General features: G+C 72.0%; 10 protein-coding genes and 2 tRNA genes. 7 read left to right on the top strand and 5 right to left on the bottom strand.

What is annotated here, in order from left to right:
* Positions 1–250 precede the first annotated feature (250 nt).
* The gene (locus OHA34_RS05790) at positions 251–2755 is read left to right on the top strand and encodes an ATP-dependent Clp protease ATP-binding subunit (RefSeq protein WP_329520918.1); all 2505 of its coding nucleotides are present in this window, start codon (positions 251–253) and stop codon (positions 2753–2755) included.
* Positions 2756–2791: 36 nt separating this feature from the next.
* Complete coding sequence (locus OHA34_RS05785) at positions 2792–3373, top strand: hypothetical protein (RefSeq protein ID WP_285942833.1); 582 nt, start codon at positions 2792–2794, stop codon at positions 3371–3373.
* Here OHA34_RS05785 and OHA34_RS05780 read toward each other — a convergent pair.
* Positions 3342–3683 (bottom strand): SDR family oxidoreductase, encoded by a 342-nt coding sequence (locus tag OHA34_RS05780; protein ID WP_329520917.1) that lies wholly within the window; start codon positions 3681–3683, stop codon positions 3342–3344. The genes OHA34_RS05785 and OHA34_RS05780 overlap by 32 nt on opposite strands.
* 38 nt (positions 3684–3721) lie before the next feature.
* Here OHA34_RS05780 and OHA34_RS05775 point away from each other — a divergent pair, with 38 nt between their 5' ends.
* The gene (locus OHA34_RS05775; protein ID WP_285942834.1) at positions 3722–5599 is read left to right on the top strand and encodes a CASTOR/POLLUX-related putative ion channel; all 1878 of its coding nucleotides are present in this window, start codon (positions 3722–3724) and stop codon (positions 5597–5599) included.
* A gap of 36 nt (positions 5600–5635) precedes the next feature.
* On the opposite strand, the gene OHA34_RS05770 is transcribed toward OHA34_RS05775, so the two are convergent.
* The gene (locus OHA34_RS05770) at positions 5636–6271 is read right to left on the bottom strand and encodes a hypothetical protein (protein WP_285942835.1); all 636 of its coding nucleotides are present in this window, start codon (positions 6269–6271) and stop codon (positions 5636–5638) included.
* Between the two features lie 118 nt (positions 6272–6389).
* Positions 6390–7604: a PucR family transcriptional regulator gene (locus OHA34_RS05765; protein ID WP_329520916.1), complete on the bottom strand. Its 1215-nt coding sequence runs from the start codon at positions 7602–7604 to the stop codon at positions 6390–6392.
* Between the two features lie 139 nt (positions 7605–7743).
* On the opposite strand from OHA34_RS05765, the gene ligA reads away from it, so the two are divergent.
* Positions 7744–9945, top strand: a complete 2202-nt coding sequence (gene ligA / locus OHA34_RS05760) for an NAD-dependent DNA ligase LigA (RefSeq protein ID WP_329520915.1) — start codon at positions 7744–7746, stop codon at positions 9943–9945.
* Positions 9946–10006: 61 nt separating this feature from the next.
* On the opposite strand, the gene OHA34_RS05755 is transcribed toward ligA, so the two are convergent.
* Positions 10007–11242, bottom strand: a complete 1236-nt coding sequence (locus OHA34_RS05755; protein WP_285942838.1) for an MFS transporter — start codon at positions 11240–11242, stop codon at positions 10007–10009.
* Between the two features lie 77 nt (positions 11243–11319).
* Between OHA34_RS05755 and OHA34_RS05750 the strand changes: the two genes are divergently transcribed.
* From OHA34_RS05750 to OHA34_RS05740, 3 genes are all read left to right on the top strand, one after another.
* Positions 11320–11868 (top strand): CGNR zinc finger domain-containing protein, encoded by a 549-nt coding sequence (locus OHA34_RS05750; protein ID WP_329520914.1) that lies wholly within the window; start codon positions 11320–11322, stop codon positions 11866–11868.
* A gap of 64 nt (positions 11869–11932) precedes the next feature.
* Positions 11933–12003: transfer RNA gene (locus OHA34_RS05745), tRNA-Gln, on the top strand.
* A gap of 22 nt (positions 12004–12025) precedes the next feature.
* A tRNA-Thr gene (locus tag OHA34_RS05740) sits at positions 12026–12099 on the top strand.
* Between the two features lie 78 nt (positions 12100–12177).
* Here the strand turns inward: OHA34_RS05740 and OHA34_RS05735 are convergent.
* On the bottom strand, positions 12178–12633 hold the full coding sequence (locus OHA34_RS05735; RefSeq protein WP_285942840.1) for a hypothetical protein: 456 nt from the start codon (positions 12631–12633) through the stop codon (positions 12178–12180).
* Positions 12634–12702 lie beyond the last annotated feature (69 nt).

Below are 12702 nucleotides of genomic sequence, written 5' to 3'. Positions count from 1 at the left end.
AGGCGCGACCCGGCCCGGGCGGACGCGCCGTCCGGCACCGAGGTGGTCTGCGGGGACTACGACAAGGGGAGCCTCCCTCGCCGACGCGGTCGCGCACGCCACGACGCTCTTCCTCGCGACCGCGCCGAGCGCGGCCCCCGCCGCCGTGCGGCAGGTGCCGCTCGCCCGCGGGCGAGTAGGCCGGTCCCCGTTTTGTCAGTAGAGTGAATACTCCGAACGTAGGCCCAGGCTGCTGCGAAGGGGCGACGAGATGTTCGAGAGGTTCACCGACCGTGCGCGGCGGGTTGTGGTTCTGGCTCAGGAAGAGGCCAGGATGTTGAACCACAACTACATCGGGACTGAGCACATCCTTTTGGGTTTGATCCATGAGGGTGAGGGTGTGGCCGCCAAGGCGTTGGAGAGCCTGGGGATCAGTCTCGAGGCGGTGCGGCAGCAGGTCGAGGAGATCATCGGTCAGGGGCAGCAGGCTCCGTCGGGTCATATTCCGTTCACTCCGCGTGCGAAGAAGGTTCTGGAGCTGTCGCTGCGTGAGGCGTTGCAGCTGGGTCACAACTACATCGGGACTGAGCACATCCTGTTGGGGTTGATTCGTGAGGGTGAGGGTGTCGCGGCTCAGGTGCTGGTGAAGTTGGGTGCGGATCTGAACCGGGTGCGGCAGCAGGTGATTCAGTTGCTGCATGGGTATCAGGGGAAGGAGCCGGCGGCGGCGGGTGGGCCGTCGGAGGCTGCTCCGTCGACGTCGTTGGTGCTGGATCAGTTCGGTCGGAATCTGACGCAGGCTGCTCGTGAGGGCAAGTTGGATCCGGTGATCGGGCGGGACAAGGAGATCGAGCGGGTGATGCAGGTCCTGTCGCGCCGGACGAAGAACAATCCGGTGCTGGTGGGTGAGCCTGGTGTGGGTAAGACGGCGGTGGTGGAGGGTCTGGCGCAGAAGATCGTCAAGGGTGAGGTGCCTGAGACGTTGAAGGACAAGCAGTTGTACACGTTGGATCTGGGTGCGTTGGTGGCGGGGTCGCGGTATCGGGGTGATTTCGAGGAGCGGTTGAAGAAGGTTTTGAAGGAGATCCGTACGCGCGGTGACATTATTTTGTTCATCGATGAGTTGCATACGTTGGTGGGGGCGGGTGCGGCTGAGGGTGCGATCGATGCGGCGTCGATTTTGAAGCCGATGCTGGCTCGGGGTGAGTTGCAGACGATCGGTGCGACGACGCTGGATGAGTATCGGAAGCATCTGGAGAAGGATGCGGCGTTGGAGCGGCGGTTCCAGCCGATTCAGGTGGCGGAGCCGTCGTTGTCGCACACGATCGAGATTTTGAAGGGGTTGCGGGACCGGTACGAGGCGCATCATCGGGTGTCGATCACTGATGCGGCGTTGGTGGCGGCGGCGCAGTTGGCGGATCGGTACATCTCGGATCGGTTCTTGCCGGACAAGGCGATCGATTTGATTGATGAGGCGGGTTCGCGGATGCGGATCCGGCGGATGACGGCGCCGCCGGATCTGCGGGAGTATGACGAGAAGATCGCGGATGTGCGGCGGGAGAAGGAGTCGGCGATCGATGCGCAGGACTTCGAGAAGGCGGCTGCGCTGCGGGACAGTGAGAAGCAGTTGCTGGGGTCGAAGGCGCAGCGGGAGAAGGAGTGGAAGGCCGGCGACATGGATGTGGTGGCCGAGGTGACCGAGGAGTTGATCGCTGAGGTTCTGGCGACGGCGACGGGGATCCCGGTGTTCAAGTTGACGGAGGAGGAGTCGTCGCGGTTGCTGCGTATGGAGGATGAGCTTCATAGGCGGGTGATCGGGCAGGAAGACGCGATTCGTGCGTTGTCGCAGTCGATTCGGCGGACGCGTGCGGGGTTGAAGGATCCGAAGCGTCCGGGTGGGTCGTTCATTTTCGCGGGTCCGTCTGGTGTGGGGAAGACGGAGTTGTCGAAGACGTTGGCGGAGTTCTTGTTCGGTGATGAGGACGCGCTGATCCAGTTGGACATGTCGGAGTTCATGGAGAAGCACACGGTGTCGCGGTTGTTTGGGTCTCCTCCGGGTTATGTGGGGTATGAGGAGGGTGGGCAGCTTACTGAGAAGGTGCGGCGGAAGCCGTTCTCGGTGGTGTTGTTCGATGAGATCGAGAAGGCTCATCAGGATATTTTCAATAGTTTGCTTCAGATTCTTGAGGATGGTCGGTTGACCGATGCTCAGGGTCGTGTGGTGGACTTCAAGAACACGGTGATCATCATGACGACGAACTTGGGGACGCGTGATATCTCCAAGGGGCAGGGGATGGGGTTTGCCCGGTCGAATGATGAGCAGGGGTCGTATGACCGGATGAAGGCGAAGGTGGGGGAGGAGCTGAAGCAGCACTTCCGGCCTGAGTTCTTGAACCGGGTGGATGACACGGTGGTGTTCCATCAGTTGACGCCGAAGGAGATCATTCAGATTGTGGATCTGATGGTCGCGAAGGTGGATGAGCGGCTGAAGGATCGGGACATGGGTCTGGAGTTGCGGCAGGAGGCCAAGGATCTGCTGGCCGAGCGGGGGTATGACCCGGTGCTGGGTGCGCGGCCTCTGCGGCGGACGATCCAGCGGGAGATCGAGGACTCGCTGTCGGAGAAGATCTTGTACAACGAGGTCCGGTCCGGGCAGATCGTGATCGTGGGTGTCGAGGGTGAGGGCGAGAACGCCAAGTTCACCTTCAAGGGTGTTCCCAAGCCCGACAGCGTCCCCGACAGCCCGCCGCCCGCGGCGGGGATCACCTCTGCCTGACCCGGTGGCGGCCCGCCTCAGAGGGAGGTCCGCACGGTGAACGGGCAGCGCGCGTTCTGGACCGACGACCGGTACGACCGGGAGCGCGCCCGCGGCGGCGCGGGCCGCTACGCCGAGCGGCTGCGCGACAACGTCGGCGAGTTCGGTGCGGCGTGGGGCGACATCGCGCCGGTCGAGTTCGCCTGCGCCGCGTGGCGGGTGGCGACGCCGCCGCTCACCTCGCCCGGGTACGTGCGCTGGCACCGCCGGGTCCTGTCCGCGACGTGCGTGCGCAACACCTGGGACGGCTCGCTGACCGCGCGGGTGCGGCTGGTCTCGCCGCCGCCGGCCCCGCTCACCGTGTCCCGGACCTGGTGGCGCGACCGGGGCTGGCAGGGCTGGCCCGAGGTCTTCGGCCAGTTCGTCGAGCCGGCCGAGCAGGACCTCGCCAAGGCTCCGCACCTGCGGGCGTCCCTGGAGATGGACGCCCCGGTGCCGCTCGGCCGGCTCCCGGCCGCCCCGGACGGCCTCGACGGCACCCTGGAGGAGACCGCGCACCGGGCCCTGGTCGTCCTGGTCGGGGAGCTGAACGAGCTGCTCGCGCCGATCATCGCCCAGTTGGAGCGCCCGCCGTCCTGAACGGCGGGGTGGCGGTCGGGCCGGGCGCGACCGTGTTCACACTGACGCCCCGGCCGCGCATCTCGCGGGCCAGGATCAGCGTGAGTGACTCCGCGGCGCCCTTGGCCGCCGCCGACGCGCCGTCCCCGGGCAGCGCCAGGCCGATCACCGAGCCGGAGACGTCGACGAGGACTCTCGGCGAGGTCGAATTCTCCGTCGAGACCTTCAGCCCTCCCGCGGACGCGCACCGTCCGAGCACCTCCGGCAGGAGGCGGTGCGTCTCGGCCTCGGCCGATCTCGGTGAAGCCCGTCCGGAAGAATTACTACTCATGTAATAATTCGATTCCGATCGACCCGGGGGAGGTCCGCTTGGCGCGGGTCAGCAGACGCGAACGGCTCCGCTACTGGTTCGACAACACCATGGCGAAGGGCACGCCCGCGCTGATCGGCTGGCTGGCGCTCGCGTCCGGTGCGCTGATCCTGGTGGTGGCCACGCTCGCGGTGGTGATCACGCCGCACGACGCCGACGAGAACGGGCACTGGCCCGGCGTGGTCTGGCGGAGCCTGCTGCGCACCCTGGACCCCGGGACGATGGGCGGCGACGAGGGCACCGCGCCGTTCCTCGGCCTGATGCTCACCTCGACGATCGGCGGGATCTTCATCGTCAGCGCCCTGATCGGCGTGCTCACCACCGGGCTCGAGGGGAAGATCGCCGAGCTGCGCAAGGGCCGCTCGCGGATCGTCGAGCGCGACCACACCGTGGTGCTCGGCTGGTCCGACCAGGTGTTCACCGTCATCGCCGAGCTGGTGGAGGCCAACCAGAGCGAGCGCCGCTCCTGCGTCGCGATCCTGGCCGACCACGACAAGGTCGACATGGAGGAGGTGATCAGGTCCCGGGTCGGCGACACCGGCCGCACCCGGGTGGTGTGCCGTCGCGGCAACCCGCTCAAGGTCGCCGACCTCGAGCTGGTCAGCCCCGGCACGGCCCGCTCGGTGATGGTGCTCTCACCGCCGGTCGAGGACGCCGACAACCACGTGATCAAGGTGCTGCTGTCCCTCGGCGCCCGCCGCTGGGAGGGCCGCCGTCCGCACGTGGTCGCGGCCGTGCACGACTCGGCCAACCTGCGCGCCGCGCGGCTGGCCGGCGGCCCCGCCGCGCACGTGATCGACGCCGACGACATCGCGATCCAGCTCATCGTGCAGTCGCACCGCCAGGCCGGGCTGTCCACCGTCTGCACCGACCTGCTCAACTACGAGGGCCACGAGTTCTACATGCGCCCCGAGCCGGCGCTGACCGGGCGCACCTACGGGGAGTCGCTGAGCGCCTACGAGCTCGGCATCCCGGTCGGGCTGCGCCGCGCCGACGGCACGGTCGCGGTCAACCCGCCCGGCGACACGGTGATCCGCGCCGACGACGAGATGATCCTGCTGGCCGAGGACGATCTGATCATCAAGCTGGCCGGGTCCCGGCGCGCGCCGATCGTGGAGGAGGCGATCACCGGCGCGAAGCCGACCCGGCCCGAGCCCGGCCGCACCCTGCTGCTCGGCTGGAACCAGCGGGCCCCGAAGATCGTCCGGCTGCTGGACGAGTTCGTCGAGCCCGGCTCGGCGCTGACCGTCGCCGCGCAGTGCGCCGACCCGTGCGAGGCGCTCGGCGGGCTGGCCAACCTCAAGCTCGACTTCACCCGGTGCGACCCCACCGACCGGACCCGGCTCGAGGCCCTGGACGTCGGCTCCTACCAGCACGTCATCGTGCTCGGCCAGGCCGGGCACGACCCCCAGCACGCCGACGCCCGCACCCTGGTCACGCTGCTGCACCTGCGCGACATGGAGGAGAGCCTCGGCGACCCCTACTCCATCGTCAGCGAGATCAACGACGACGCCAACCGCGAGGTCGCGCAGGTCACCAAGGCCGACGACTTCGTGGTCAGCGACAAGCTGATCAGCCTGATGCTGACCCAGCTCAGCGAGAACCGGCACCTGTACGACGTGTTCGCCGACCTGCTCGACCCCGAGGGCTCGGAGATCTACCTCAAGCCGGCCGCCGCCTACCTGCGTCCGGGCGCCACGGCCAACTTCGCCACCGTCATCGCGGCGGCGGCGCGGCGCGGCGAGACCGCGCTCGGCTACCGCCTGCGCGACCGGTTCCACGAGCCGCCCGACTACGGGGTGGTGCTGAACCCGGGCAAGGCCGTCCCGCTCAGCCTCACCGCCGACGACCGGGTGATCGTCCTCGCCGAGGACTGACCGCGGCGGGCCCGCGGGTGCCGGGGCCGGGGCCGGTCAGCGGCCCGGGTCACCCGCTGACGCGAGGAGGGACCTGGCCTCGTCCGTCAGGGTGCCGTGCGGATGCTCCCGGTCGGCCTCGGTGAGGAACCCCTTCTCGCGCGCCGTCCGGACCCAGTTCGCCGTGGCGGTCCAGCCCGACCCGCACGCGGTCGCGATCTGCTGGACCGGGTTGGGGTACTGGAGGTCGACGTACCAGGAGTGGACGGCCGCGACGGTCGCGAAGAACCGGTCAGAACGGCCTCTGCGGCCTGGCCGGGGGTCGCTGCCCAGTACATCCCGGATGAACGCGGTCAGCTCCTCCACGGCCTTCCTGGAGTCGGAGAAGCCCTCCTCCGACTCCTGTGCCGAGCGCTGGAGCCGGCGCACCTCCTCGGTCGCCTGGGCGAGCGGGACGGACCGCAGCACGGTGCTGTTGATGCCGCGGCTGATCCGGCCGGGGTCGCCGCCGGGGTTGGCCTCGATGGTGATCTCCGCCGGCCCGCCGCCCGCGTCCGCGGGCCACCACATCAGGGCCCGCCAGTCGCCGAGGTCGAGCGTGCGCCGGATGCCGCCGCGGGGCTCGGTCGCCGGGGCGTCCCGGCCTTCCGGGGGGCCGGTGTGCGGGCCGGGCCCGGCACCTCGATCAGTCATGTCCCAGTCCTCGTCGCAGGCGTGCACGGTGATCGGGACTCACCGCCGGTGACCGCCCAGGGGGGTGTGCGTCGAGAGATACTATTACACCAGTAGTAGAGATGGCGCGGCGGCCCGCTCAGCCGTCCGAGCGCTCGACCAGGTGCTGCCAGCTGTGCAGCAGGAGCAGGATCTCCAGATGCCGGTCGGGGTCGTTCAGATCCTGGGTGAACAGCTCTTCCAGACCGGCCAGCCGGTAGCGCACGGTCTGCTTGTGGACGTTCAGGTGCTGCGCCGCCGCCGCCGCGTTGCGCCCGTTCTGGAGGTAGGCGAGCAGCGTCGGGACGAGCCGCTCCCGCTGGCTCGGCGTGAGGTCCATCAGGGGCGCCAGGCGCTGCGGCAGCGCCGACTCGATCAGGTCGAGACCGGCCGAGGCGATCAGCGTCGGCAGGTGGTCCAGGCAGCGCACCACGCCGGTCGCGCGGATCCGCCCCGCCTCGGCCAGCTCCAGCGCCTGCCGGGCCCAGCGCAGCGACACGGGCCCGCGCGACAGGTCGACGGTCGGCCCGATCGCGGCCGGGACGGCGCCGAGCCCGGCGAGCAGGTGCCGCTGCCCGGGGCCGTCCGGATCGGGGACGACGAGCGACGGGGCCTGGCCGCGCCAGTCGGCCAGCACGGTCGGGGGCAGCAGCGGCGGCGGGACGTCGCCCTGGCTCCGCACGGCCACCACGGCGATCGTGCTCGGCGTGTCCCACCCGGCCGACCGCGCCAGCCGGGTGAGCTCCACCCGGTCGACGAGCCCGTCGCCGGTCAGCATGGCGTGCAGCCGGGCGCGCAGCTGCTCGCGCTGGATCTCGGGCCGGTCGCCCGCACGCGCGTAGCCCTCGGCGGCGGCCTCGGAGATCGCCTCCAGGTAGGCGAACAGCGACTCGGTGAGCCGGCCCAGCGTCTCGTGCGACCAGTTCAGCCGGGTCGCGTCCTTGGTGAAGCGGCGGGCGGCGACCTGACCGCACAGCCGCGTCGCCGTCTGGAGGCTCTGGAGGCTGCGGCCCTTGCGCGCCTCGTACGCGCCGATCTCGGCGTAGATCTCGCGCACCGGGCCCCATGACGCGTCTGGGCTGGTGAGCAGCACCAGGAAGTCGGACACGGCGCGGCTCACGGCCCGCCACATCTTGCGCCCGTAGTTGCTGTCGATCGGGCGCGCGTACTCCGGGATGCGCTGCTGGATCCACTCGATCATCTCGCGGGCGACGGTGTCGATGTGGGGGATCAGGGGGTCGACCACGGCGGCCGGCAGCGTCCCCCACGGAACGCCCGGAACCTCCGTGACGCCGAATCCTGACCGTTCGCTCAAGGTCGCCTCCCTGGCCTGCATCCCAAGGGAACTACTGGGAAGTAACCCCTTGGTGATATCCAACTCCCCGAGACAACGTCAAGCTCCGGCGCCGGACCGGCCCCCCGGAAATGTCCGAGGGACGGTGCAGGATGAGGGCATGAGCGAAGCCCCTGCCCTCACTGAGATCGGCGATCAGGCCGCGTACGCCGCCGCCGTGGAGGCCGCCGTCGCGGCGTCCGCCGCCTACTACGGCGAGGGCGACTCGCCGATCGACGACGACGCGTTCGACCGGCTGGTGCGGGGCATCGCCGCCTACGAGCAGGCCCACCCCGGCGACGTCCTGCCGGGCAGCCCGACCGGCAAGGTCGCCGGGGGCGCGGTGGTGGGCGACGTGCCGCACACCGTCCCGATGCTGAGCCTCGACAACGTCTTCTCCGCCGAGGGGCTGGCGGGGTGGGCGGCCGGGCTGGAGCGCCGCCTCGGCCGTCCGGTGGGGGCCTGGAGCGTGGAGCCCAAGCTGGACGGTCTGGCGATCTCGGCCCGCTACCGCGACGGCGCGCTGGTCCAGCTGGTGACCCGGGGCGACGGCGTCGCGGGCGAGGACGTCTCGCACGGGATGGGCATGATCGCCGGGCTGCCCGCGCGGCTCGCCGAGCCGGTGACCGTCGAGCTGCGCGGCGAGGTGCTGATGACCCGCGAGCAGTTCGAGGCGGCCAACGCCGCGCGCACCGGGGCGGGCGGCGCGGCGTTCGCCAACCCGCGCAGCGCGGCGGCCGGGTCGCTGCGGGCCCGCGACCGCGCCTACCAGGTCGAAATGACCTTCTTCGCCTACGGCGCCCTCCCCCTTCCGGACGACACCGGCACGGGCGCGGACGGCGGCACGGGTGCCGAGATGGGCACGGGCACGGGTGCCGAGGCGGGCACGGGTACGGGCGCGGAGCTGGCGGGACGGCTGCGGGAGCTGCCGCACAGCCGGGTCATGGAGCTGGTCGCCGGGCTCGGCGCGAGCACCAGCGCGGGCACGCCGGTCGCGGCGGTCACCCGTGCCGACCTCGCCGGGATCCAGGCGCGGGTGGAGGAGATCGCCGCGCTCCGCGCCGAGCTGGAGTTCGGCATCGACGGCATCGTGATCAAGGCCGACGCCGCCGCCGACCAGGCCGAGGCCGGGTTCTCCTCGCGGTCGCCCCGGTGGGCGATCGCCTACAAGCTGCCCGCGGTCGAGAAGATCACTCGGCTGGTCGGGGTGGAGTGGAACGTCGGCCGCACCGGGATCATCGCGCCGCGCGCGGTGCTCGAGCCGGTCGAGGTGGACGGCTCGGTGATCACCTACGCGACGCTGCACAACGCCGCAGACATCGGCCGCCGCGACCTGCGGATCGGCGACCACGTCACGGTCTATAAGGCCGGCGACGTGATCCCGCGGGTCGAGGCGCCGGTGGCGCACCTGCGGACGGGCTCGGAGACGCCGATCCCGATCCCCGAGGTGTGCCCGCGCTGCGGCGACGCGATCGACGCGTCCCAGCAGCGGTGGCGGTGCGTCCGGGGCCGCTCGTGCCACGCCATCGCCTCGGTCCGCTACGCCGTCGGCCGCGACCAGCTCGACATCGAGGGGCTCGGCGAGAACCGCATCGACCAGATGGTGGTGGCCGGGCTGATCGCCGACTTCGCCGACCTGTTCGCGCTGACCCGCGAGGGGCTGCTGGGCCTGGAGCGGATGGGGGAGACCAGCACCGACAACCTGCTGGCCGCGATCGAGGCGGCCAAGGCCAAGCCGCTCAACAAGGTCTTCTGCGCGCTCGGCGTGCGCGGCACCGGGCGGTCGATGTCGCGGCGCATCGCCCGGCACTTCGCCACGATGGAGGCCATCCGCGCCGCGGACGACGAGGCGTTCCAGCAAGTCGACGGGGTCGGCCCCGAGCGCGCCGCCGTGCTGGTCGCCGAGATCGCCGAGCTGGCCCCGCTGATCGACAAGCTGGTCGCCGCCGGGGTCGGCATGACCGAGCCGGGCGCGACCGGCCCCGCCGCACCACCGGCGGGCGGCGGCACGGCCGCGGAGCCCGGCGCCACGGGCGGCACCACGGGCGGCACCACGGACGGCGACGCGGCGGCCCTCCCGCTTGCGGGCCTGTCGATCGTGGTCACCGGGACCATGACGGGCCCGCTCGCCGACCTGTCCCGCAACCAGGTCAACGAGCTCATCGAGCGCGCGGGCGGCAAGGCGTCCTCCTCGGTGTCGGCCCGCACCGCGCTGCTGGTGGCCGGCGAGAAGGCCGGCTCCAAGAAGGCCAAGGCCGACAAGCTCGGCATCGACGTCGCCACCCCGGAGGAGTTCGCCGCCAAGGTCGCCGACTTCCTGTGACCGCCGGTCGCGCCGCCGCCGGGCGGGCCTCCGGGTGGGCCGGCGGTACGGCGGTGCGGGCTCATGACGCCTTCCGGGCGGGGTCCGGCGGCGCCGGTACCGCAGGGCCCGGCGCCGCCCGGACGGTCCGGCGCTCCGCGCGGGCGGCGGCGTAGAGCGCCGCCGCGGCGAGCTGCACGGCGGCGACGGCCAGCAGCAGGAGCGCGGGGTCGAGCCCGGCGCCCGCCCCGGCCAGCGCCGCGCCGGAGGCCGCCGCGGTGATCTTCAGCCCGGCGCCCAGGGTGAAGACCTGCGTCCGCGCGCCCTCCGGCGCGTGGCCCGCCCTGATCTGCAGGGTGGCGGCGAGCAGCGGCCCGTCGGCCAGCCCGGCCACCGCGAACAGGGCGACGCCCGCGCCGAACCAGGGCACCAGCGCCGCCGCGCCGAGCGCCGCCCCGGTGCCGAGCAGGCTGAGACCGGCCATCCGCTGCGCGGGCAGCGGCGGCAGGCGGGCGACCGCGAGGGCGCCGACGAGCGCCCCGACGGCGAAGGCCGTCATCAGGACGCCGCCGCCGCCGAGGTGCCCGCGGTCCGCCGCGAGGAGGACCGCGGTGCTGGTCAGGGCGCCCACGCCGAGGTGCCCGAGACAGGTGGCGGCGGTGATCGCCCGGAGCTCGCGGACGCGCCATACGGCGGCGAGCCCGGCCAGCAGGTCGGCGCGCAGCGGCTGCCGGGCACCGTCCTGGACGGGCGTGTGCCGCAGCGGCAGGGCGGTGCTCAGCAGCGCCGCGCACCCGGCGGCCCCCGCGAGCAGCCCGGTGGCCGCACCGGGCGTCAGAAGGCCGGCCGCGACGCTCACGACGGCGGGCCCGGCGACCGAGGCGGCGTTGTAGCCCGCCGCGTCCAGCGCGTACGCCCGGTCGCGGTCCTTCGCCCCGGGCGCCAGCACGGGCACCAGACTGGACAGCCCGCCCGAGACGATCGGCCCGCAGGTGCCGCCCGCCAGCGCGACGGCGAGCGTCACGCCCGCGGGCGCCCGGCCCATGAGCAGCCCGACCGCCGCGATCGCCAGGGCGAACCCGCCGAGCGCGCACAGGTAGAACAGGCGGGGCCTGCGCACCCGGGCGGCGAGGCCGCCGGTCAGGGGCGCGGCGAGCACGTGCGGTGCCATCCACGCGGTGAGCGTGAACGCGCCCTGCGCGGCGTCCCCGGTGCGCTCGACGGCGAGCAGGACCACTGCGACCGCCATGCCCTCCTCCGCCAGCCGGGCCGGGAACGAGGTGGCGAGGTACAGCCGCAGGCCGGTGGCGGGGCGCACGCGCCCTCCTTACTGTAACGTCTTAGGAGAAAAAGACGTTACAGTAGTGCGGGCGACCACGGGAGGGGAGGGCGGCGATGATCGGACAGGGGTTCCGCCCGGCCGTCCGGCTGATCGAGCTGGCCAACGCCGTCCGCGCCGACCCGGGCCTCGGCCGCGACGCGCTGGCCGCGCTGCTCCTGCGGCACGGGGAGACCCTGGCCGACGTGGCCGGGGAGGCGTTCACCGAGGCGGACGCCGGAAGCCTGCGCGCCGCGCTCGTCCGCCTCACCGGCGTCCTCACCGAGACCGACCCGGACCGGGCCGCCATGGCCCTCAACGCGCTCCTCGCCGAGTCCGGGGCCCGCCCGCGGCTGTCCCGCCACGACGGGCACGGCTGGCACCTGCACGTCGACCGGGGCGACGACGCGGGCTGGGCCGACTGGCTCCTCGCCTCCAGCGCCCTCGCGCTCGCGCAGATCATCAGCGAGACGGGCCGTCCGGCGTGGGGCGAGTGCGCGGCCACCGGCTGCGCCCGGCTCTACCTGGGCACCGGCCCCGGGACGGCGCGCCGGTTCTGCTCCTCCGCCTGCGCGTCCCGCGAGCGCGTCGCGGCCCACCGCCGCCGGAAGCGCGCCGGGTGCTGAACACCGCCGGAAAACCCTTTGCCCGCCGTCCGGATTCGCGGTTCACTCAGGGAGCGCAAGCCGATGGGGAATGGTGCAACGGCAGCACACCGCGTTCTGGCCGCGGCGATCCAGGTTCGAATCCTGGTTCCTCAGCAAGGCCCTTTCAAGGGTTATCGCCTTCGTAGCTCAGACGGCCAGAGCATCCCTCTCGTAAAGGGAAGGCCGCCGGTTCGATTCCGGCCGAGGGCTCAGCCCGGCCGCGGCGATCCCGAGGAATGAGAAGGACGACGGCCTCGGAATCCCGGTCCTTCGCGGGCCGGGCCCGGTCTAGCGGTGGTGGCAGCCCCGGTGGTGATGGCAGTGGCGGAGCCGGCCGAGTTCCTCCATGACCAGGCCGGCGCCGATGCCCACCAGCCAGAAGTCCTTGGCCAGCGGGATGCCCTGCGGGGTGGGGCGCAGGCCGCCCTCCTCGCGCATGCCCGGGAGCCGCAGGTAGAGCCCGGTCAGGCCGCCGGCGAAGGCGGTGAGCGCGGCGCCCGCCACCAGCGAGGGCACGGCCGGGATGAGCAGCGCCGCGCCGAGCGCGACCTCCGCCCGGCCGACCCGCCGGGTGAACGCCACGGGCTCCTGGTCCTGCATGAACGGGTAGGCGCCCGAGGCCATGCCGTGGACCCCGGCCGCGGTCTCGTCGCCCGCCTTGAGCTTCGAGAGCCCCGAGTTCAGCATGAAGGCGCCCACGATGAGCCTTGACGGAAGCTGGTGAGCGCGGATCGGAAACCGCATCGTTCCCCACATCGGTCGACGGAGACGGGCTTAGACGTGATTCCCGGCGGGGCCCCTCGCCATCTTGAA

The organism is Spirillospora sp. NBC_01491 (assembly GCF_036227065.1).
In the GTDB taxonomy this organism is placed as follows: domain Bacteria; phylum Actinomycetota; class Actinomycetes; order Streptosporangiales; family Streptosporangiaceae; genus Spirillospora; species Spirillospora xylanilytica.
This window is presented reverse-complemented; position numbering and strand designations above follow the sequence as displayed.

What these genes read in the sequence shown, in the direction of transcription:
- ligA (WP_329520915.1), top strand. Translation starts at nt 7,744, where the DNA reads ATGAGCGAAGCCCCTGCCCTCACTGAGATCGGCGATCAGGCCGCGTAC.
- OHA34_RS05735 (WP_285942840.1), bottom strand. Translation starts at nt 12,633, where the DNA reads ATGCGGTTTCCGATCCGCGCTCACCAGCTTCCGTCAAGGCTCATCGTG.
- OHA34_RS05750 (WP_329520914.1), top strand. Translation starts at nt 11,320, where the DNA reads ATGATCGGACAGGGGTTCCGCCCGGCCGTCCGGCTGATCGAGCTGGCC.
- OHA34_RS05770 (WP_285942835.1), bottom strand. Translation starts at nt 6,271, where the DNA reads ATGACTGATCGAGGTGCCGGGCCCGGCCCGCACACCGGCCCCCCGGAA.
- OHA34_RS05790 (WP_329520918.1), top strand. Translation starts at nt 251, where the DNA reads ATGTTCGAGAGGTTCACCGACCGTGCGCGGCGGGTTGTGGTTCTGGCT.
- OHA34_RS05780 (WP_329520917.1), bottom strand. Translation starts at nt 3,683, where the DNA reads ATGAGTAGTAATTCTTCCGGACGGGCTTCACCGAGATCGGCCGAGGCC.